This window comes from Streptomyces polygonati (assembly GCF_042650325.1).
Classification (GTDB): Bacteria; Actinomycetota; Actinomycetes; order Streptomycetales; family Streptomycetaceae; genus Actinacidiphila; species Actinacidiphila polygonati.
The window spans coordinates 46,310-61,498 of sequence record NZ_JBHSBB010000051.1 but is presented as its reverse complement, the minus strand read 5'-3'; the positions used below and the strand labels follow the sequence as shown (position 1 = coordinate 61,498).

Here is a 15,189-nt window from a genome sequence, read left to right as displayed (position 1 = left end):
CCGCCCTCGTCAAAGCCGTCCTCACCCTGCATCTGGCCAGCTCAGAGCCATGATGGAAAAGCCTCACTATGTCGGAATAACCATGATCAGGTGGACCGCCCGCTTCAGGTAAAGCCGCGGTCCCGGGTTCTCTTACGCTCGGCGAGCCCCCGTCATCCGAGGTGAGCACCTGGCCGGTGTGGACGGCCGGGCGACCTGCCCGGCTGTCCACGCCGGTCCCATGACCCGCTCCCCCACCGATCCGGCCGCTCGGGCGATACGTGTGCTGCTCGCCGAGGACCAGGGGATGACGCGTGGCGCGCTCGCGCTGGTGCCCGGGCCGGAGGCGGACATCGAGGTGGTCGCCCAGGTGTCGGCGGGGGACCGGATCGGGACGGCGCGACCGTGGCGGACATCGCCGGCCGGGTGTTCCTGTCGGAGTCCACCGTCCGCGACTACCTGTCCGCCGCGATCGGGAAGACCGGCACTCGCAACCGTATGGAAGCGGTACGGGCGGCCCGCCGGAAGGGCTGGCTGTCGCGGCCCCCAGCCCAGGTCCAGGTCCAAGCCTGCCCCGGTCAGGCCACCCGCGCGGCCGGCCTTGGTGCCGGTTTCGGGAGCAGGACGATCAGGCAGCTGCCGACCGCCAGGAAGCCCGCGCCGATGAGGAAGGCCGCCGCGTAACCCGAGGTGAGGGCCTGGCCCGTGACCGCTCCTGAGTCGCTGCGGGAGGAGATCCGGTCGGCCGCCACTGTCGCCAGGATCGTCAGGCCGAGAGCGCCGCCGAGCTGGCGCGAGGTGTTCAGCAGGCCGGAGACCAGGCCCTGTTCGCCGATGCCGACACCGGAGGTGGCCGCCGCCGCGATCGGGGTCATCAGCAGGCCGGCGCCGAACATGGTGAGCATCCCGGGGCCGAGGATGTCCCCGGCGAAGGTGCCGTGCGCGGTCAGCGTGCTCTGCCAGGCCAGACCGGCCGCCGAGGTGAGGCCGCCGAACAGGCCGATCAGCCGGGCGTCGACGTGACTCATCAGCCGCGGGGCCAGTTTGGAGCCGGCGATGATGCAGACGGTGTGCGGGAGGAAGGACAGGCCGGTGCGTACGGGGCTGTAGTGCAGCACGTTCTGCATATAGAGGGACAGGAAGTACCAGGTGGAGAAGGTCGCGGCGCCGGAGGCGAGCAGTACGGCGTTGGCCGCGGACACCGAGCGGATCCTGAACATGCCCAGCGGGATGAGGGGTTGGTCGGTCCGGGCCTCGACGAACGTGAACAGCGCGAGGATCGCCAGCCCGCCGAGGATCGGCCCCAGTGACCTGCCCGAGGTCCAGCCGTGGGACTCGCTCTCGGCGATGCCGTAGGCGAGGGCGGAGACTCCGCAGGTGACCAGGAGCGCGCCGGGTATGTCGAGCTTGCGGCCGGTCGCGGCCCGGCTCTCGGTGAGGCACCACGCGGCGCCGGCCAGCACCAGCGCGCCCACCGGCACATTGACCAGCAGCACCCAGCGCCACGACAGGTAGTCGGTGAGCAGGCCGCCGACCAGGGCGCCCGCCGCGCCGCCGCCCGCGCCGACCGCGCTCCAGGTGCCGATCGCCTTGATCCGCTGCGGGCCTTCGGGGAAGGACGTGGTGAGGATGGACAAGGTGGTCGGGGCGAGCACCGCCGAGCCCAGGCCCTGGACGGCGCGGGCGCCGATCAGCATCCAGGAGTCCTGGGCGAGGCCGCCGGCCAGGCTGGCCAGGGTGAAGACGGCGAGCCCGGTGAGGAAGACCCGCTTGCGGCCGAACAGGTCGGCGGCCCGCCCGCCGAGCAGCAGGAAACCGGCGAAGGTGAGCGCGTAGGCGTTGACCACCCACTGCTGGCTGGTCTCGCCGAGCCCGAGGGCGGTACGCATCGAGGGCAGCGCCACATTCACCACGGACACGTCCAGCACGACGAGGAACTGCCCGGCGCAGACCGCCAGCAGGACCGCCCACGCCGGGGACACCCCTGATCCGCCGCCGTAGCGTCCGCGTCGGGTGGGGGTGGGCGTGGGGGTGGGCGGTCCTGCGAGTTCGGTCATGGTTTCCATACTGCGGCCCGCCCGGCCCGGGGTCATCGGGATTTCGGCGGACGCCGGGCTACGTCTCCGGGCCCGGGCACACAGCTGGGAGACAGCTGGGAAACAGGTGGCCGCCGGGGAGGGCGGGCCCCTGGCGTGGCGGCCGGCGGCGGATTCGTAGGCTGGCCGTATGACCGATGTGCTCGCGGCGTTCGAGGCCGCCAAGGGTTTCATGCCGCCGGACGAGGGGCTCGCCCTGTACGCCGCCGCGCAGGAGGCCGCCGCCGCGCTGGGGCTGCCGCTGCTGGAGGTGGGTACCTACTGCGGGCGGTCGACGCTGCTGCTGGCGGAGGCCGCCGCGAGCGCGGGCACGGTCGCGGTCACCGTGGACCACCACCGGGGCAGCGAGGAGCAGCAGCCGGGCTGGGAGTATCACGACGCCTCGCTGGTGGACCCGGCGACGGGCCGCCTCGACACGCTGCCGGAATTCCGCCGGACGCTGTACGCGGCCGGTCTCGAGGAGCATGTGATCGCGGTCGTCGGCCGGTCGCCGCAGGTGGCGAGGCTGTGGCGGCAGCCGCTCGGCCTGGTGTTCATCGACGGCGGGCACACCGACGAGCACGCGAGCGCCGACTACGAGGGGTGGGCGCCGCTGGTCGCCGAGGGGGGCCTGCTGGTGATCCACGACGTCTTCCCGGACCCGGCCGACGGCGGGCAGGCGCCCTACCGGATCCATCAGCGTGCGCTGGCCTCCGGGGTGTTCACCGAGGTGTCGGCGGTGCGTTCGCTGCGGGTGCTGCGGCGGGGGCCGGGCGGCTTCACGGCGTGAGGGGCGCCGGGCGGCCGCACCGCGCCGCCGCATTCTCCTTTCAGGGGCGGTGCGGGGCCACAGGACGGGCCGATAGAGTCACGGGCGTGTTCAGCAACGAGTCACGCGGGGGCGGACGCGGCGCTTACCCCCTCTTCATCGCGGTCGCCGCGACGGCGGTGTGCCTGGCGGGTTGCGGCTCCGGCACCGGCCCCGCTTCCGGGCAGGCGAACGCCGCCCCGGCCGGGAGCCCCGCTCCCGGCATGACGCGCGCGACCCTGCCGGCGGCGATACCCTCGGCGCGCCGCCCGCCCGCCGCGAGGCTTCCGCTGGCCGGCAAGGTGATCGTGCTGGACCCCGGTCACAACCCGACCAACTACCAGCACACCGCCGAGATCAACCGCAAGGTCGATGTCGGCAACGGCCGCAAGGAATGCGACACCACCGGCACCGAGACCAACGCCGGTTATCCGGAGGCGCAGTACACGCTGGACGTCTCGCGCCGGGTGCGGGCGCTGCTCGTCGCCCGGGGCGCGAAGGTCGTCCTCACCCAGGACGGCAACCGGCCGTACGGCCCCTGCGTGGACGAGCGGGCCGGCATCGGCAACCGGGCGCACGCGGACGCGGCGCTGTCGATCCACGCCGACGGCGCCCCGGCGGCGGACTACGGCTTCCATGTGATCGCGCCGCAGTCGATGCACGTGGGCGGCGCGGACACCCGGGCGATCGCCGCCCCCTCCTACCGGTTGGCCACCACGCTGCGTACGGCCTTCGCCGCCGCGACGAAGGAGCCCTTCGCCGACTACCTGGGCGGCGGCAAGGGATTGATGGTCCGCGACGACCTCGGCGGGCTCAACATGTCGACGGTGCCGAAGGTGTTCATCGAGTGCGGCAACATGCGCAACGCGCACGACGCCAAGGCGTTGACGAACCCGGCCTGGCGGCAGGACGCTGCGCGGGGCATCGCCGACGGTCTCACCGCGTTTGTCGAGAATGCGCCCAAGGGCAGCGGGTGACCGTCCCCGTACCATGGGGCACCGCCGAGCCGTGTGGACCACCGCGGCGACGACCACGGCGGCGAGCGCTGCGGCGAGCACGGCGATCACCGCAGCGACCACCGAATGAACCGAACTGACGAAGGACAGGACCTGACGTGAACATCCGCTCCCTGACCCGAGGTGACGGCGCGGTGATCGGAGCAGCGGTGCTGCTCCTGATCGCCTCGTTCCTGCCGTTCTACAAAGTGTCCTTCGCGGGCGCGTCGTCCTCCCGGAACCTGTGGCACTCGGACTACTTCCCGACCCTGCCGTCGGTCACGCTGGCGGCGCTCGCGGCGGCGGCCGCGGTCTACCTGGCCCGTTCGGGACAGTTCACCGGCCGTCAGCTGCTCGGACTCAGCCTTGAGCAGTGGGCCGTCGCGATCTCCCTGTTCGTCGGCTGGACGGCCGTGTGGGCGACCCTGTTCAACAACCCGAACGGTCTCGACAAGGGCGCGGGCAACTGGCTGACGCTGCTCTTCGGCGTGGCCATCGCGGTCGCCGCCCCGCTGTCCAACCGGCTCCCCGCGCTGAAGGTGCCGCTGCTCCCCGCCGCGAAGCCGTCCGTCGGACCGTCCTACGGCACCGGCGCCTCGCTGCCCGGCCAGGGACAGCCGTACGGCGCGGGCCAGCAGCAGTCCGGTTACGGCTACCCGGGCGGCGGCCAGTCCGTCGACCCGTCGTACGGCCAGGCGGCTCCGGGTCAGCACGGTCAGCACGGCCAGCAGCAGGGGGTTCCCTACGGTGCCGCCGCCCCCCAGCCGACCGCGGCGGCCGCAGCGCCGGCCGGCGACTTCACCGCCTTCTGGTTCGCCGTTCCGGCGCCGCGTCCGCTCTACGCGGAGGACGGCACGGGCAGCCAGATCGCCGAACTGACGCCCGGCACCTGGTACTTGGCAGTGGACCAGCACGGCCACGTGCTGATCGCCCAGACGCAGGACGGCCGGCGCGGTGTGCTCCAGGACGCCAGCGGCATCCAGCGCGGCTGACCTCCGCGTCCCGCCGCCGGAACCATCCGGCCCCTGTCCGGCCCTTCCGGCCCGCATCCGTCCCGCACGGACTCCGGCGGCCGGCCACCCCGTCACAGGGGCGGCCGGCCGCCGTTCTGCGATCTCCGGTGCCCGGGCCGGGCCGGGCACCGACCAGGGGCGCCGTGCGCGGCGAGCTGCGCTTTTCTCATCTCCCGGCGCGAGTTTCAATCACTCTTTCGGGGCAATGCGGTGGTCATGGCCAGACGGTATGGCGGCAACCCCGCCGCGGTGATCATTCTCATCGCCGCAGACATCGCTGCATTGATCCTGATCCTGTGGATCCTCTTCTTCGTCTTCGACGCCAACCGGGCGAACGACCTGGTCGACTGGGTCCACCACTCGGCCAACTGGCTGGCGGGCTGGTCGAAGGACCTCTTCACCGTGCACAACCTCAAGTGGCGCACGGTCCTCAACTACGGTCTGCCCGCAGCCGTGTACCTGCTGGTGGCGCACGCCATCGCGGGCCGGGTGAACCGGGCCTGAGGGATCGTCATCCAGCTGTTGAGAAAGCTGTTTCAGCAACAGCCGGGCGGCAGACCGTCCGGCAGCCTTTCGCCACCGAAGACGGCGGTGGTCGCCTCGTCCCCCCCGAGCGCGGCCACCGCCAACAACATGGCTCCCGCCGTCCAGGTGGTGCGCTCGACCGGCCACATCTCACGGTTCTGGAACTCGTAGCCGGTCCAGTACAGGCCGTCGTCGGCCCGCAGGTGCTGGATGTCGGCCAGGATGCGCACCGCGCGGTCGGACTCCCCCACCGCCCAGAGCGCCAGCGCGAGTTCGGCGCTCTCGCCGCCGGTCACCCAGGGGTTGGGGATCACACAGCGCACTCCGAGACCGGGTACGACGAACCGCGACCAGCCCTCCTCGATCCGTTCCAGGGCGAGCGGCCCGCGCAGCGCCCCGGACAGCACGGGGTAGTACCAGTCCATCGAGAACCGGCTCTTGTCGAGGAAGCGCTCCGGGTGCCGGCGGATCGCGTGGCCCAGCGCGCCGGTCGCCAACTCCCAGTCGGGCTGCGGCTCCTCGCGGTGCTCGGCGATGGCCAGCGCGCAGCGCAGCGCGTGGTGCACCGATGAACTCCCGGTCAGCAAGGCGTCGGTGACCGCGGCCCCGCTCGGCTCCCGCTTCCAGCCGATCTGTCCGCCGGGCTGCTGGAGCGCCAGTACGAACTCCACCGCCGCGTAGACCTGCGGCCACATCCGGTCCAGGAAGGCGTCGTCCCCGGTGGCCAGATAGTGGTGCCAGACGCCGACCACCGGATAGGCGCAGAAGTTGGACTCCCGGCCGAGGTCGGTGGGCCGCTCCGGGTCGCCGTCCTGATAGCCGGCGTACCAGGAGCCGTCGGAGTTCTGGTGCCGGGCCAGCCAGCGGTAGGCCGCCCCGGCGCGTTCGTGCTCGCCCGCCGCGTCCAGCGCCATGGCCGCCTCCACGTGGTCCCAGGGGTCCAGGTGGTGGCCGGGGAACCATGGGATCGCGCCGTCCGGGCGCTGCGCGGCGGCGATCGCGGCGACGGTCCGGGCGGCCTGCCCGGCGGTGAGCACGCCGGGCAGCACAAGCCGCTCGATACTGTCCTGGCTGTCCTGGCTGTGGCCCTGCCCCTGGTCGGACCAGGTCACTTGACCGCGCTCGCGGGCAGGTGCGGCTTGGTCGCGTAGGCGACGAAGCTCTTGCCGATCACCGGGTTGAGCGCCTGTTCGACGACCCGGGTGGCCAGCGGCTTCTTCATGATGTCCCACACCAGCAGCTTGTGGTAGAGCTTCACCGGCAGCGCCTGGTCGTTGTCCACGCCCATCGCGCACTTCAGCCACCAGTAGGGCGCGTGCAGCCCGTGCGCGTGGTGGGTGCCGTACGGCTTCAGACCGGCCTCGCGCATCCGGTCCAGGAGTTCGTCGGCCTTGTAGATGCGGATGTGGCCGCCCTCCACCTCGTGGTAGGCGTCGGACAGCGCCCAGCAGACCTTCTCCGGGCCGTAGCGCGGCACGGTCACCGCGATCCGGCCGCCGGGCCGCAGCACCCGGACCATCTCGGCGAGCACGCCCTTGTCGTCGGGGATGTGCTCCATCACCTCGGAGATGATCACGACGTCGAAACTCTCGTCGGGGAAGGGCAGTTGGAGCGCGTCGCCCTCCATCGCGACCGCCGAGGCGCCCTGCGGGGCCTCCCCCGCCTCCGCCATCGCCGCGAACCACTTGGCGACTTCGCGGATCTCCGCGCCGTCGCGGTCCAGCGCGACCACGCGTGCCCCGCGCCGGTAGCACTCGAAGGCGTGCCGCCCGGCTCCGCAGCCGAGGTCCAGCACGCGGTCGCCGGCGGCGAGCGGAAAGCGGGTGAAGTCGACGGTCAGCATCAGCGGTTGCTCCCCACGGGCGATCCCGTTCCAGCGGTGGCGGGGCCTGCGGCGATACCCCCGGTCGGTGCGGCGCCCGCGACGGCCCCGGCGCCGGCGGCCCCTGCGGCCCCGATCGGGCCGGCCGGCGGCCGGCGCTGCGCCGCTATCGCCTCGCGGTACAGCTCGGCGGTGGACTGGGCCGCGCGGGTCCAGGTGAAGCGGGCCAGCACGCGCGCGCGGCCGGCCGCGCCGAGACGGCGGCGGAGCTCGGGGTCGCCCAGCAGGCGGTCCAGCGCGGTGGCCAGCGCGTCCGGGTCGCCCGGCGGGACCGCGAGGCAGGTCTCGCCGTCGGGCCCGGCGACCTCCGGGATGGCGCCGCCGGTGGTGGCGACCAGCGGGGTGCCGGTGGCCATCGCCTCGGCGGCCGGCAGCGAGAAGCCCTCGTAGAGCGAAGGCACGCAGGCCACTTCGGCGCCGCGGATCAGATCGACCAGTTCCGTATCGCTGATGCCCTTGACGAACTCGACGGCGCCGCCGAGCCCGTGGCTGTCGATCGCCTCGGCGACCGGCCCCTTGTCCGGGCGCCGGCCGACCACCACCAGGTGTGCGCCGGGCCGCCCGGCCCGCAGTTTCGCCAGCGCCTCGACCAGGTGGACCAGGCCCTTGAGCGGTACGTCGGCGCTGGAGGTGGTGACGATCCGCCCGGGCACCTCGGCGACCGCCGGGTCGGGCGAGAACAGCCGGGTGTCGGCGCCGATGTGCACCGCGTGGATACGGTCCGGGCGCACGCCCAGGTCGTCGGCGATCTCGTCCTTCGACGACCCGGAGACGGTCAGCACGGACGGCAGCCGCCGCGCGACCCGCTTCTGCATCCGGGTGAAGCCGTACCAGCGCCGCAGCGACAGGCGCCGCTTCCAGTCGGCCGCGGCGGCCAGTTCGAGCCGGCGGTCCACCGTGATCGGGTGGTGGATGGTGGTGACCAGCGGCATGCCGAGGCCCAACAGGCCGTAGCCGAGGGTCTGATTGTCGTGCACCACGTCGAAGTCGCCGCGCCGGGCGGCCAGATGGCGGCGGGCGCGCAGGCTGAAGGTGAGCGGTTCGGGAAAGCCGCCGGTCCACATGGTGGCGACCTCCAGCGCGTCGATCCAGTCGCGGTACTCGCCGCGGCCCGGCGTGCGGAACGGGTCCGGCTGGCGGTAGAGGTCGAGGCTGGGCAGCTCGGTGAGGGTGACGCCGTCGCCCACCGCGTCCAGCACCGGGTAGGGCTGGGCGCCGATCACCTCGACCCGGTGGCCCAGCGCGGCCAGTTCGCGGGACAGATGGCGGACGTAGACGCCCTGGCCGCCGCAGTAGGGGTTGCCCTTGTAGCTGAGCAGCGCGATACGCAGCGGCCCGGCCGGGGCGGAGGCAAAGGTGGCGGAGGTGCTGGCGGCCCCTGCTGAGGTCACTCAGACCCCCTTCTCGCTGCGGTCGAGCGGGCGCCCGGCCGGTCGCGCTAATCTAGAACAAGTTTCAGACTCGATGGTACAGAAGGCGAATCCACCCGGCGCCGGTCGGTCCCCGGGGCGGTCCGGACGACGCGCGCGGCACGGCATGGCACGGCACCGGGGGCACGGACGGCGCGGCAGCGGTGAGGCGGCACGCATGGCAGTACGCACGGCACACACCGGCTCAGGTATCGGTACCGGAGCCGGAGCCGGTACGGCGACCGGACCCGCTGCCCGCGCCCGCACCGAGCCCCGGCCCTCGCCGCTGCCGCTGACCGAGCGGCAGGAGGCCCGGCGCCGCCGCATCCTGGACACCAGTACCCGGCTGGCTTGCCAGGGCGGCTTCGACGCGGTGCAGATGCGGGAGGTGGCCGAGAGTTCGGGCGTCGCGCTGGGCACCCTCTACCGCTACTTCCCCTCCAAGATCCATCTGCTCGTCGCCATCATGGAGGACCAGCTCGGCCTGCTGCGGCTGGCGCTGCGCAACCGCCCGCCGGCCGCCACCGCCCCGGCCGAGCGGGTCGCCGAGACGCTGCTCCGGGCCTTCCGCGGACTCCAGCGCGAGCCGAAGCTCGCCGACGCCATGGTCAGGGCGCTGATCTTCGCCGACCGCTCGGTGAACGCCGAGGTGGACACGGTGTCCCGGCTGACCCGGACGATCATCGCGGACGCGATGGGCAAGACCGCCCCCGGCGAGGCCGGGACCGGGCAGGAGCAGGCGGCCGGCCCGAGCGGCGCGTGTCTGTCCGCCGTCCGCGTGATCGAACACACCTGGCACGCCGCGCTGGTGACCTGGCTGTCCGGGCGGGCGACGGTGGCCCAGGCGACGGAGGACATCCGCACGGTCTGTGCCCTGCTCGACCACGTCTGACCCGGGCCTCCGGCCGGGGCGGCAAGCCGCGCCGGGAGCGGCGTGCGGGGTGATGGGGTGCGCTCCCGGCGCCTCCCGTTGGACCCCGACTGCTTCCGGCCAGACCGATGACGGGTCCTCCGGCGGGGTGGTCCCGGGTAGGAAGGGAGGGCGCTTGTGGGGGCGCATGGTCCGTAGGCACGCCTGCGGTCGTACCCGGGACCGAGGGGACGACGTGACCGGGCGACGACACGAGGTGAACCCAATTGATACGCGTTGTGGTAGCGCATGACACCAGCCTGCTGCGTTCCGCGCTGGCGGCCCTGCTCGGCAGGGAGGCCGACTTCGAGGTGACGGACACCGGATGGCCGGGCCTGTACGCGTCGGACCGGACGCCACGCCCCGATGTGTACGTGGTCGACGCGGACTGCCCGGGCTGGCGGCAGCACACCGGCACCTCGACCGGCGGCCGGTTCGCGCTCCCGGGCGGGACGCGTCAGCGCGGCGTGCGCGGCCGCCGGCCGCAGAGCAGGAGCGACCGGGACTGTGCGTGCGGCGCGTCCGTACCGCCGTCGCTGGTGGTGCTGACCGGAGCGGGCCGGCCGGGCGATCTGCGGCGCGCCTACGAGGCGCGCGCCCTGGGCTTCGTCAACAAGGACAGGTCTGCGGACCGCCTCCCCACCGCGGTCCGGCGGGTGGCCCAGGGGAAACGATTCGTCGACGAGTCACTGGCGGTGGAGTTCCTGCACGCGGCGGACATGCCGCTGACCCGGCGGGAGTTGAGCGTGCTGTCGCTGAGCGCCGAGGGCGCCTCCGTCACCGAGATCGCCCGCAGCCTGCACCTGTGCAACGGCACGGTGCGCAACTATCTCGCCGCGATCACCCGGAAGACCGGGGCCCGCAACCGGGTGGACGCGATCCGGATCTCCCGGGTGGCGGGCTGGGTATAGGGGCGGGGCCGGGCCGGCGGCCCGAACCGATCCGGCGCGCGGGCGCCGCCGGCCCGCCACCCGGCGAAGGCCGCCTTCACGACGGCCCCGACCGCCTGCCGAGGCAGCGCGTCGCCTCGTTCGGCGCGACCGACTGCCGCTCCCGTCCCGCCCCCAGCACCCGAATCCGCCCCAGCCGCCAACCCGCCCGGCCCCAGCAGCAGTTGGCCACCTGCGCGGGCGCCGCCGCCCGGCGCAAACCGCCTTCACAACGGCCCCGACAGCTCGGTCGAGGCAGCGCTTCGCCCCGGCTGGCGCGGCCAGCCGCACCGGGGCCGGGGCCGTCCCGGCGGACGCGACCGACTGCCGCTCCCGTCCCGCCCCCAGCACCCGAATCCGCCCCGGCCGCCAACCCGGGCCCACCACCCATTGGCCACCTGCACGGGCGCCGCCGCCCGGCGCAAACCGCCTTCACAACGGCCCCGACAGCTCGGTCGAGGCAGCGCTTCGCCCCGGCCGGCGCGGCCAGCCGCACCGGGGCCGTCCGGGTGGGCGCGATCGGCGCCGCTCCCGCGCGCGGCGCCCGGATCCGCCCCGGCCCGCTGACCTTTGGCCACCGGCCACCGCCTCCCCGGCGCCGCGCACGACCGCGTCCGGCGGCCGGGAACCGTTCAAGGGCCGCCCACCGGGGGCGGCGGGAGGAAGGGCAGTGCGGCCGGGGTGTCCCCGATCGCGGAGCCGAGGGCGAGCAGGCAGCCGGCGGTGCCGGTGCCGAGGTCCATGGACAGCCGCATCATCCGGTCGCCCGGGAAGGCGAGCCCGTCGCCGTACGGCATGCCGTACCAGCCGAGCGCGTCGATCTGCGCGGCCAGCGCGTCCTCGGGCACCCCGGGGGTGGTGGTCCTGGCCAGGTGCAGGATCATGCCGGCCCGGCCGGCGAACAGCCCGGACTGGGCGTAGAGCCGCAGTGCCGACGCCCGCGCGATGTCCCGTCTGGCCCGCTCGAAGCGGTCCGCGGTGGCCGGTTCCAGGTCGCCGACGCCCCGGGCCAGGCCGAGGAAGTCGTCGAGGACCATGCCGATCCCGGCGCTGCCGTCGCCGACGTACGGCATGGTGCGCCGGCCTTCGTCGACTTCCAGGCCGCCGCTCGTGGTCCGTACGCAGGAGCCGAGGTCGAGGGTCAGCGCGCGGGCCGCGTGGTCGAGCAGGGCGGGCGCGCCGGTGTGCTCGAAGAGCCGCAGGAAGAGCAGGGCGGGTCCGGTCGCGCCCCGCAGCAGCCCGGCCCTGCGGGGCGCGGAGTCCTTGCCGGGGGCCGCCGCCAGCCGACCGGCGACGATGCCGGCCGCCTCCAACGCCCGCTCCCGCAGGGCGGTCTCGCCGGTGCTGCGGGCGAGGTGGTCCAGCACCAGGCCGATGCCGGCCAGGCCGCCGGACAGGTCGGACGCCAGCCGCTGCCATGTCTCGGCCAGCAGCGTATGGATCAGGTCCAGCGCGCGGTCGGGGTGGCCGAGGCGGTCCAGCACGTAGGCGATACCGGCCAGGCCGTCGTAGAGCCCGAGCCCGATGCCACGGGGCAGCGTGCGGGTGCGGTCCAGCAGCCAGCGCTCGCCCTCCGGATAGCGGGCCAGCCCGGTCTCGGCGAAGGCGTACAGCACGCCGGCGGCGCCGTGCGCGATCCCGAGGCCGCCGCCGCCGGAGAACTGGAGGATGTCCCCCGGGAAGAGCCGGTCCTGCCGCTCCGGCGTGGCCGAGGCGAGCACGGCCCGCGCCATGGCCTCCCGGGTGTCGTCCCAGTCGGCGAGCCGGACCGGCAGATAGGGGTCGGGGTCGGCGCCGCGGGGAAGCCGGCCGGCCGCCGCCGGTTCCCGCAGCGGCCCGATGACCGGCGTCCGCGGGGCCGGCACGAAACCCCGCTCGGCCTCGATCCGGGCCGTGCCCGCCGCCGCGGCCGGCGGCAGGACGACCGGCAACGGCCGCTCCCCGCTTGCCGGTCGGGCGTCCCGGGTGATCTCCGCGACCGCCTCGTCCAGGAAGGACGGCGGCACCGGGAACTCCTCGGCGATGACATCGGCGAGGTGGGCGGCCTTGCCGCGGTCGATGGCGATGAGGGTGGTGACCGGCAGGAAGAGGGCCAGGCGCAGGCAGGCCAGCGCGTAGCGGTCGATGTCGAAGCCGCGCCGGTCGGCCGGGGGCACGAAGCCGGGGTGGGCGACGGACCGCCTGCCGGGCCCAGCAACGGGCGTTGCGGCCTCGAAGTCCAGCAGCGACACGGTCTCCTCGTCCGGGCCGACCATGACGTCGGACATGCGCAGGTCGTTGAGGACGATCCCGCGCGAGTGCACCGCGGCCACCGCCCGCTCGATCCCGGCGTGCACGCGCAGCGCCCAGCGGCTGTAGTCGGCGACCGCCACCGGGTCGGGTTCGGGGGTGAGCAGCGGGTGGCGGCGGCCGAAGCGGGAGTTGAGGGTGCTGCCCTTGATGAAGTCCGTCACCAGGAAGCCGTGGTCGCCGATGGTGAACCAGTCCCGTACCTCCGGCGCGACACCGAGCCCGGACAGCCGGCCGAGCGCGTCCCGTTCACGCTCCAGCCGGGTGACCGCGTCGGCGCCGTCGAGGGCCAGCCCGGCGTGCGGACGGCCCTCCTTGATGACGACCTGCTCGCCGCTCCTTTTGTCCACTCCGGTGTAGACACCGCCGCCGTTGGAGAAGCGCAGCGCCGACCCGATCCGGTACGGCAGGTCGGCGACCGCGGTGGCGTCGCGGGCTGCCAGGTGCGGGGCCAGGAATTCGGGCAGCGACACCCACGCGGGCAGGTCGAAGGCGGGCGCCGCACTGTCGGGTACGAGCCGGCCCTCGCCGTCCTCGACGGCTTGCACGAGACCCCCGTGCTCGCCGACGCAGTACCGCTCGGCGAAGGCGCCGTAGCGTACGTGGAGCGGGCCTTCGCGCCAGCGCAGATCGGTCAGGATGTACGGTCCCGGCTCACCGTCCAGCAGTTCGCCGAGTTCGTGGAGCACGACGCGCAGCCGGTCCTCGTCCGCCGGGTAGATCGTGATGAATTTCCCGCCGGCGTCGCGCCGCGCGTATGTCGAATTGCGCAGGTGGAGCAATTGCGGGCTGGGCACGAATGTGAACGGTATGTGCCGGGGAACGCAGTAGTCCCAGACCTTCGCCGCCACTTTGTCGGCATTGTCGAGGCCGGCCGAGACATGTACTTTCCAGCCCTGCGCCGGCTGGGCGTCGGCGCCGAGCGGCGGGTCGATGTGCAGCCGGTCGCCGTCGCGCGAGGTGCGCCAACCGGGCGGCACCTCGCGCTGGGCGGTCTCGAAGAGCGCCACCCGGCGGTTTTCCGCGACGGAATCCGGACCGGCGGACATACGGTCGAGGCTCTCGTAGAAGTAGCGGTCCGCGAGACAGAAAACCTCGTAGCGGTGGTCCATCGATCCCCCTCCAGTGGTGACGGACAGAGATTCGCACGCCCGATGAATCGGGAGAAGTCACCGATGTCACTTCATGGGTGTGCGGAACGCATGGTTCCCGTGGGCCGGTCCGCACGGCGAGCGGCGGCGGTGCAGTTGCAGAACCGGGCCGCGGCGCTCCGCGCGGTCTGGGGGCCGGGTTGTCCCTTGGGGCGCCGGGCTCAGCGGACTTCAGCGGCATACCCGACCAACAAGTCTGCGGCGCAAGGGAGTTGACTGTCCGCATACGATTGCTTCAGAGGGCGTTATGGGGCAATAGTGCACCTCTGCAACCTTGTCTCCGGAATTTCCAGAAACGATCTGGACCCCGAGAGAGCGGAACGGCACACTCAGAACCAGCGTAAAGAAGGGACACCATGCCGCTCAGAAGCACCGCAACCGCCCGCCAGGAGCGCCTCGGTGCGGAGCTACGGAAGATGCGGGAGGCCGCCGGCACCACCGCCCGCGACACCGCGCGGCTGCTCGGCACCGACCCGGCGAAGGTGAGCCATATCGAGGCGGGCCGGCTGGGCGTCAGCGAGGAGCGGTTACGGCGTCTGGCCGCGTTCTACGAATGCGGGGACACGTCCCTTATCGACGCGCTCGTCGTCATGGCCAACGGCCAGGGCCGCAAGGGCTGGTGGGAGGCGTACCGCGGCGTCGTCCCGGCGTCCCTGCTCGATGTGGCGGAGATGGAGCACTACGCGACCCAGCTGCGGACCATCCAGATCACCCACATCCCCGGTGTGTTCCAGACCGAGGACTACACCCGCACGGTCTTCGGCTATGCGATACCCCCGCTCCCGGACAACGAGTTGGAGGCGCGGGTCGCGCACCGCCTGGAGCGCTCCGGGGTGTTGTACCGGGACGCCGCGCCGCCGTACGAGGCGCTGATCCACGAGGCCGCGCTGCGGATGAGGTTCGGCGGCGGGAAAGTCGCCCGCGCCCAGCTCGAACACATCCAGGAACTCAGCCACTTGCCGCACATAAGCGTCCGGGTGATCCCCTTCTCGGCGGACGGGCACATCGGTTCCGGACACGCGATGCTCTACGCGAGCGGACCGGTGCGCCCGCTGGACACGGTCCAGATCGATTCCGCCCACGGCATCAGCTTCCTGCACGCGGCGCCGCAACTGACGAACTACCGGGCCCTGTACGACACCCTCGCGGAGGTGGCTCTGGACCGGTCCCGGTCACGTGACTTCATCCACACCGTCTCCCGAGACCTCTGAAGGGCTCCTATCC

The 15,189-nt window shown here is 73.1% G+C and carries 12 protein-coding genes and 1 pseudogene; 8 read left to right on the top strand and 5 right to left on the bottom strand.

The features are described from left to right. Positions 1-372: 372 nt before the first annotated feature. Positions 373-516: pseudogene (locus ACFO3J_RS34925) on the top strand (LuxR C-terminal-related transcriptional regulator); the annotation flags it as partial. Between the two features lie 41 nt (positions 517-557). Here ACFO3J_RS34925 and ACFO3J_RS34920 read toward each other — a convergent pair. Continuing rightward, positions 558-2,036 (bottom strand): MFS transporter, encoded by a 1,479-nt coding sequence (locus ACFO3J_RS34920; protein WP_449343670.1) that lies wholly within the window; start codon positions 2,034-2,036, stop codon positions 558-560. A gap of 169 nt (positions 2,037-2,205) precedes the next feature. Here ACFO3J_RS34920 and ACFO3J_RS34915 point away from each other — a divergent pair, with 169 nt between their 5' ends. The 4 genes from ACFO3J_RS34915 (at position 2,206) to ACFO3J_RS34900 (ending at position 5,374) form a co-directional block, all read left to right on the top strand. Then, positions 2,206-2,844 carry a class I SAM-dependent methyltransferase gene (locus ACFO3J_RS34915; RefSeq protein WP_386438559.1) on the top strand — a complete coding sequence of 213 codons (639 nt, stop codon included), beginning with the start codon at positions 2,206-2,208 and terminating at the stop codon, positions 2,842-2,844. 86 nt (positions 2,845-2,930) lie between these two features. Next, positions 2,931-3,839, top strand: a complete 909-nt coding sequence (locus ACFO3J_RS34910; RefSeq protein ID WP_386438556.1) for an N-acetylmuramoyl-L-alanine amidase — start codon at positions 2,931-2,933, stop codon at positions 3,837-3,839. 137 nt (positions 3,840-3,976) lie between these two features. Beyond that, a complete protein-coding gene (locus ACFO3J_RS34905; RefSeq protein ID WP_386438553.1) occupies positions 3,977-4,849 on the top strand; it encodes a hypothetical protein in 873 nt (290 codons plus the stop codon). Between the two features lie 237 nt (positions 4,850-5,086). Further along, positions 5,087-5,374 (top strand): hypothetical protein, encoded by a 288-nt coding sequence (locus ACFO3J_RS34900; protein WP_093740848.1) that lies wholly within the window; start codon positions 5,087-5,089, stop codon positions 5,372-5,374. Between the two features lie 32 nt (positions 5,375-5,406). Here ACFO3J_RS34900 and ACFO3J_RS34895 read toward each other — a convergent pair whose 3' ends face one another. The 3 genes from ACFO3J_RS34895 to ACFO3J_RS34885 are packed head-to-tail and all read right to left on the bottom strand — an operon-like array spanning position 5,407 to position 8,668. Continuing rightward, on the bottom strand, positions 5,407-6,507 hold the full coding sequence (locus tag ACFO3J_RS34895; RefSeq protein ID WP_386438550.1) for a prenyltransferase: 1,101 nt from the start codon (positions 6,505-6,507) through the stop codon (positions 5,407-5,409). Then, positions 6,504-7,238, bottom strand: coding sequence for a class I SAM-dependent methyltransferase (locus ACFO3J_RS34890; RefSeq protein WP_386438547.1), 735 nt, complete (start codon positions 7,236-7,238; stop codon positions 6,504-6,506). The genes ACFO3J_RS34895 and ACFO3J_RS34890 overlap by 4 nt, the downstream gene beginning before the upstream one ends. Continuing rightward, the gene (locus tag ACFO3J_RS34885; RefSeq protein WP_386438544.1) at positions 7,238-8,668 is read right to left on the bottom strand and encodes a glycosyltransferase family 4 protein; all 1,431 of its coding nucleotides are present in this window, start codon (positions 8,666-8,668) and stop codon (positions 7,238-7,240) included. Before ACFO3J_RS34885 ends, ACFO3J_RS34890 begins: the two co-directional genes overlap by 1 nt. Positions 8,669-8,864: 196 nt before the next feature. On the opposite strand from ACFO3J_RS34885, the gene ACFO3J_RS34880 reads away from it, so the two are divergent. Together ACFO3J_RS34880 and ACFO3J_RS34875 are read left to right on the top strand one after the other, a co-directional pair. Further along, the gene (locus ACFO3J_RS34880) at positions 8,865-9,578 is read left to right on the top strand and encodes a TetR family transcriptional regulator (RefSeq protein WP_386438541.1); all 714 of its coding nucleotides are present in this window, start codon (positions 8,865-8,867) and stop codon (positions 9,576-9,578) included. Positions 9,579-9,823: 245 nt separating this feature from the next. Next, complete coding sequence (locus ACFO3J_RS34875; RefSeq protein WP_386438538.1) at positions 9,824-10,507, top strand: LuxR C-terminal-related transcriptional regulator; 684 nt, start codon at positions 9,824-9,826, stop codon at positions 10,505-10,507. A gap of 650 nt (positions 10,508-11,157) precedes the next feature. Here ACFO3J_RS34875 and lanKC read toward each other — a convergent pair. Further along, positions 11,158-13,926 carry a class III lanthionine synthetase LanKC gene (gene lanKC / locus ACFO3J_RS34870; protein ID WP_386438535.1) on the bottom strand — a complete coding sequence of 923 codons (2,769 nt, stop codon included), beginning with the start codon at positions 13,924-13,926 and terminating at the stop codon, positions 11,158-11,160. A 395-nt stretch (positions 13,927-14,321) separates the two neighbouring features. Here lanKC and ACFO3J_RS34865 point away from each other — a divergent pair, with 395 nt between their 5' ends. Beyond that, entirely contained in the window at positions 14,322-15,176 is an 855-nt protein-coding gene (locus tag ACFO3J_RS34865; protein ID WP_386438532.1) for a helix-turn-helix domain-containing protein, read from the top strand. The last annotated feature ends 13 nt before the right edge of the window (positions 15,177-15,189 follow it).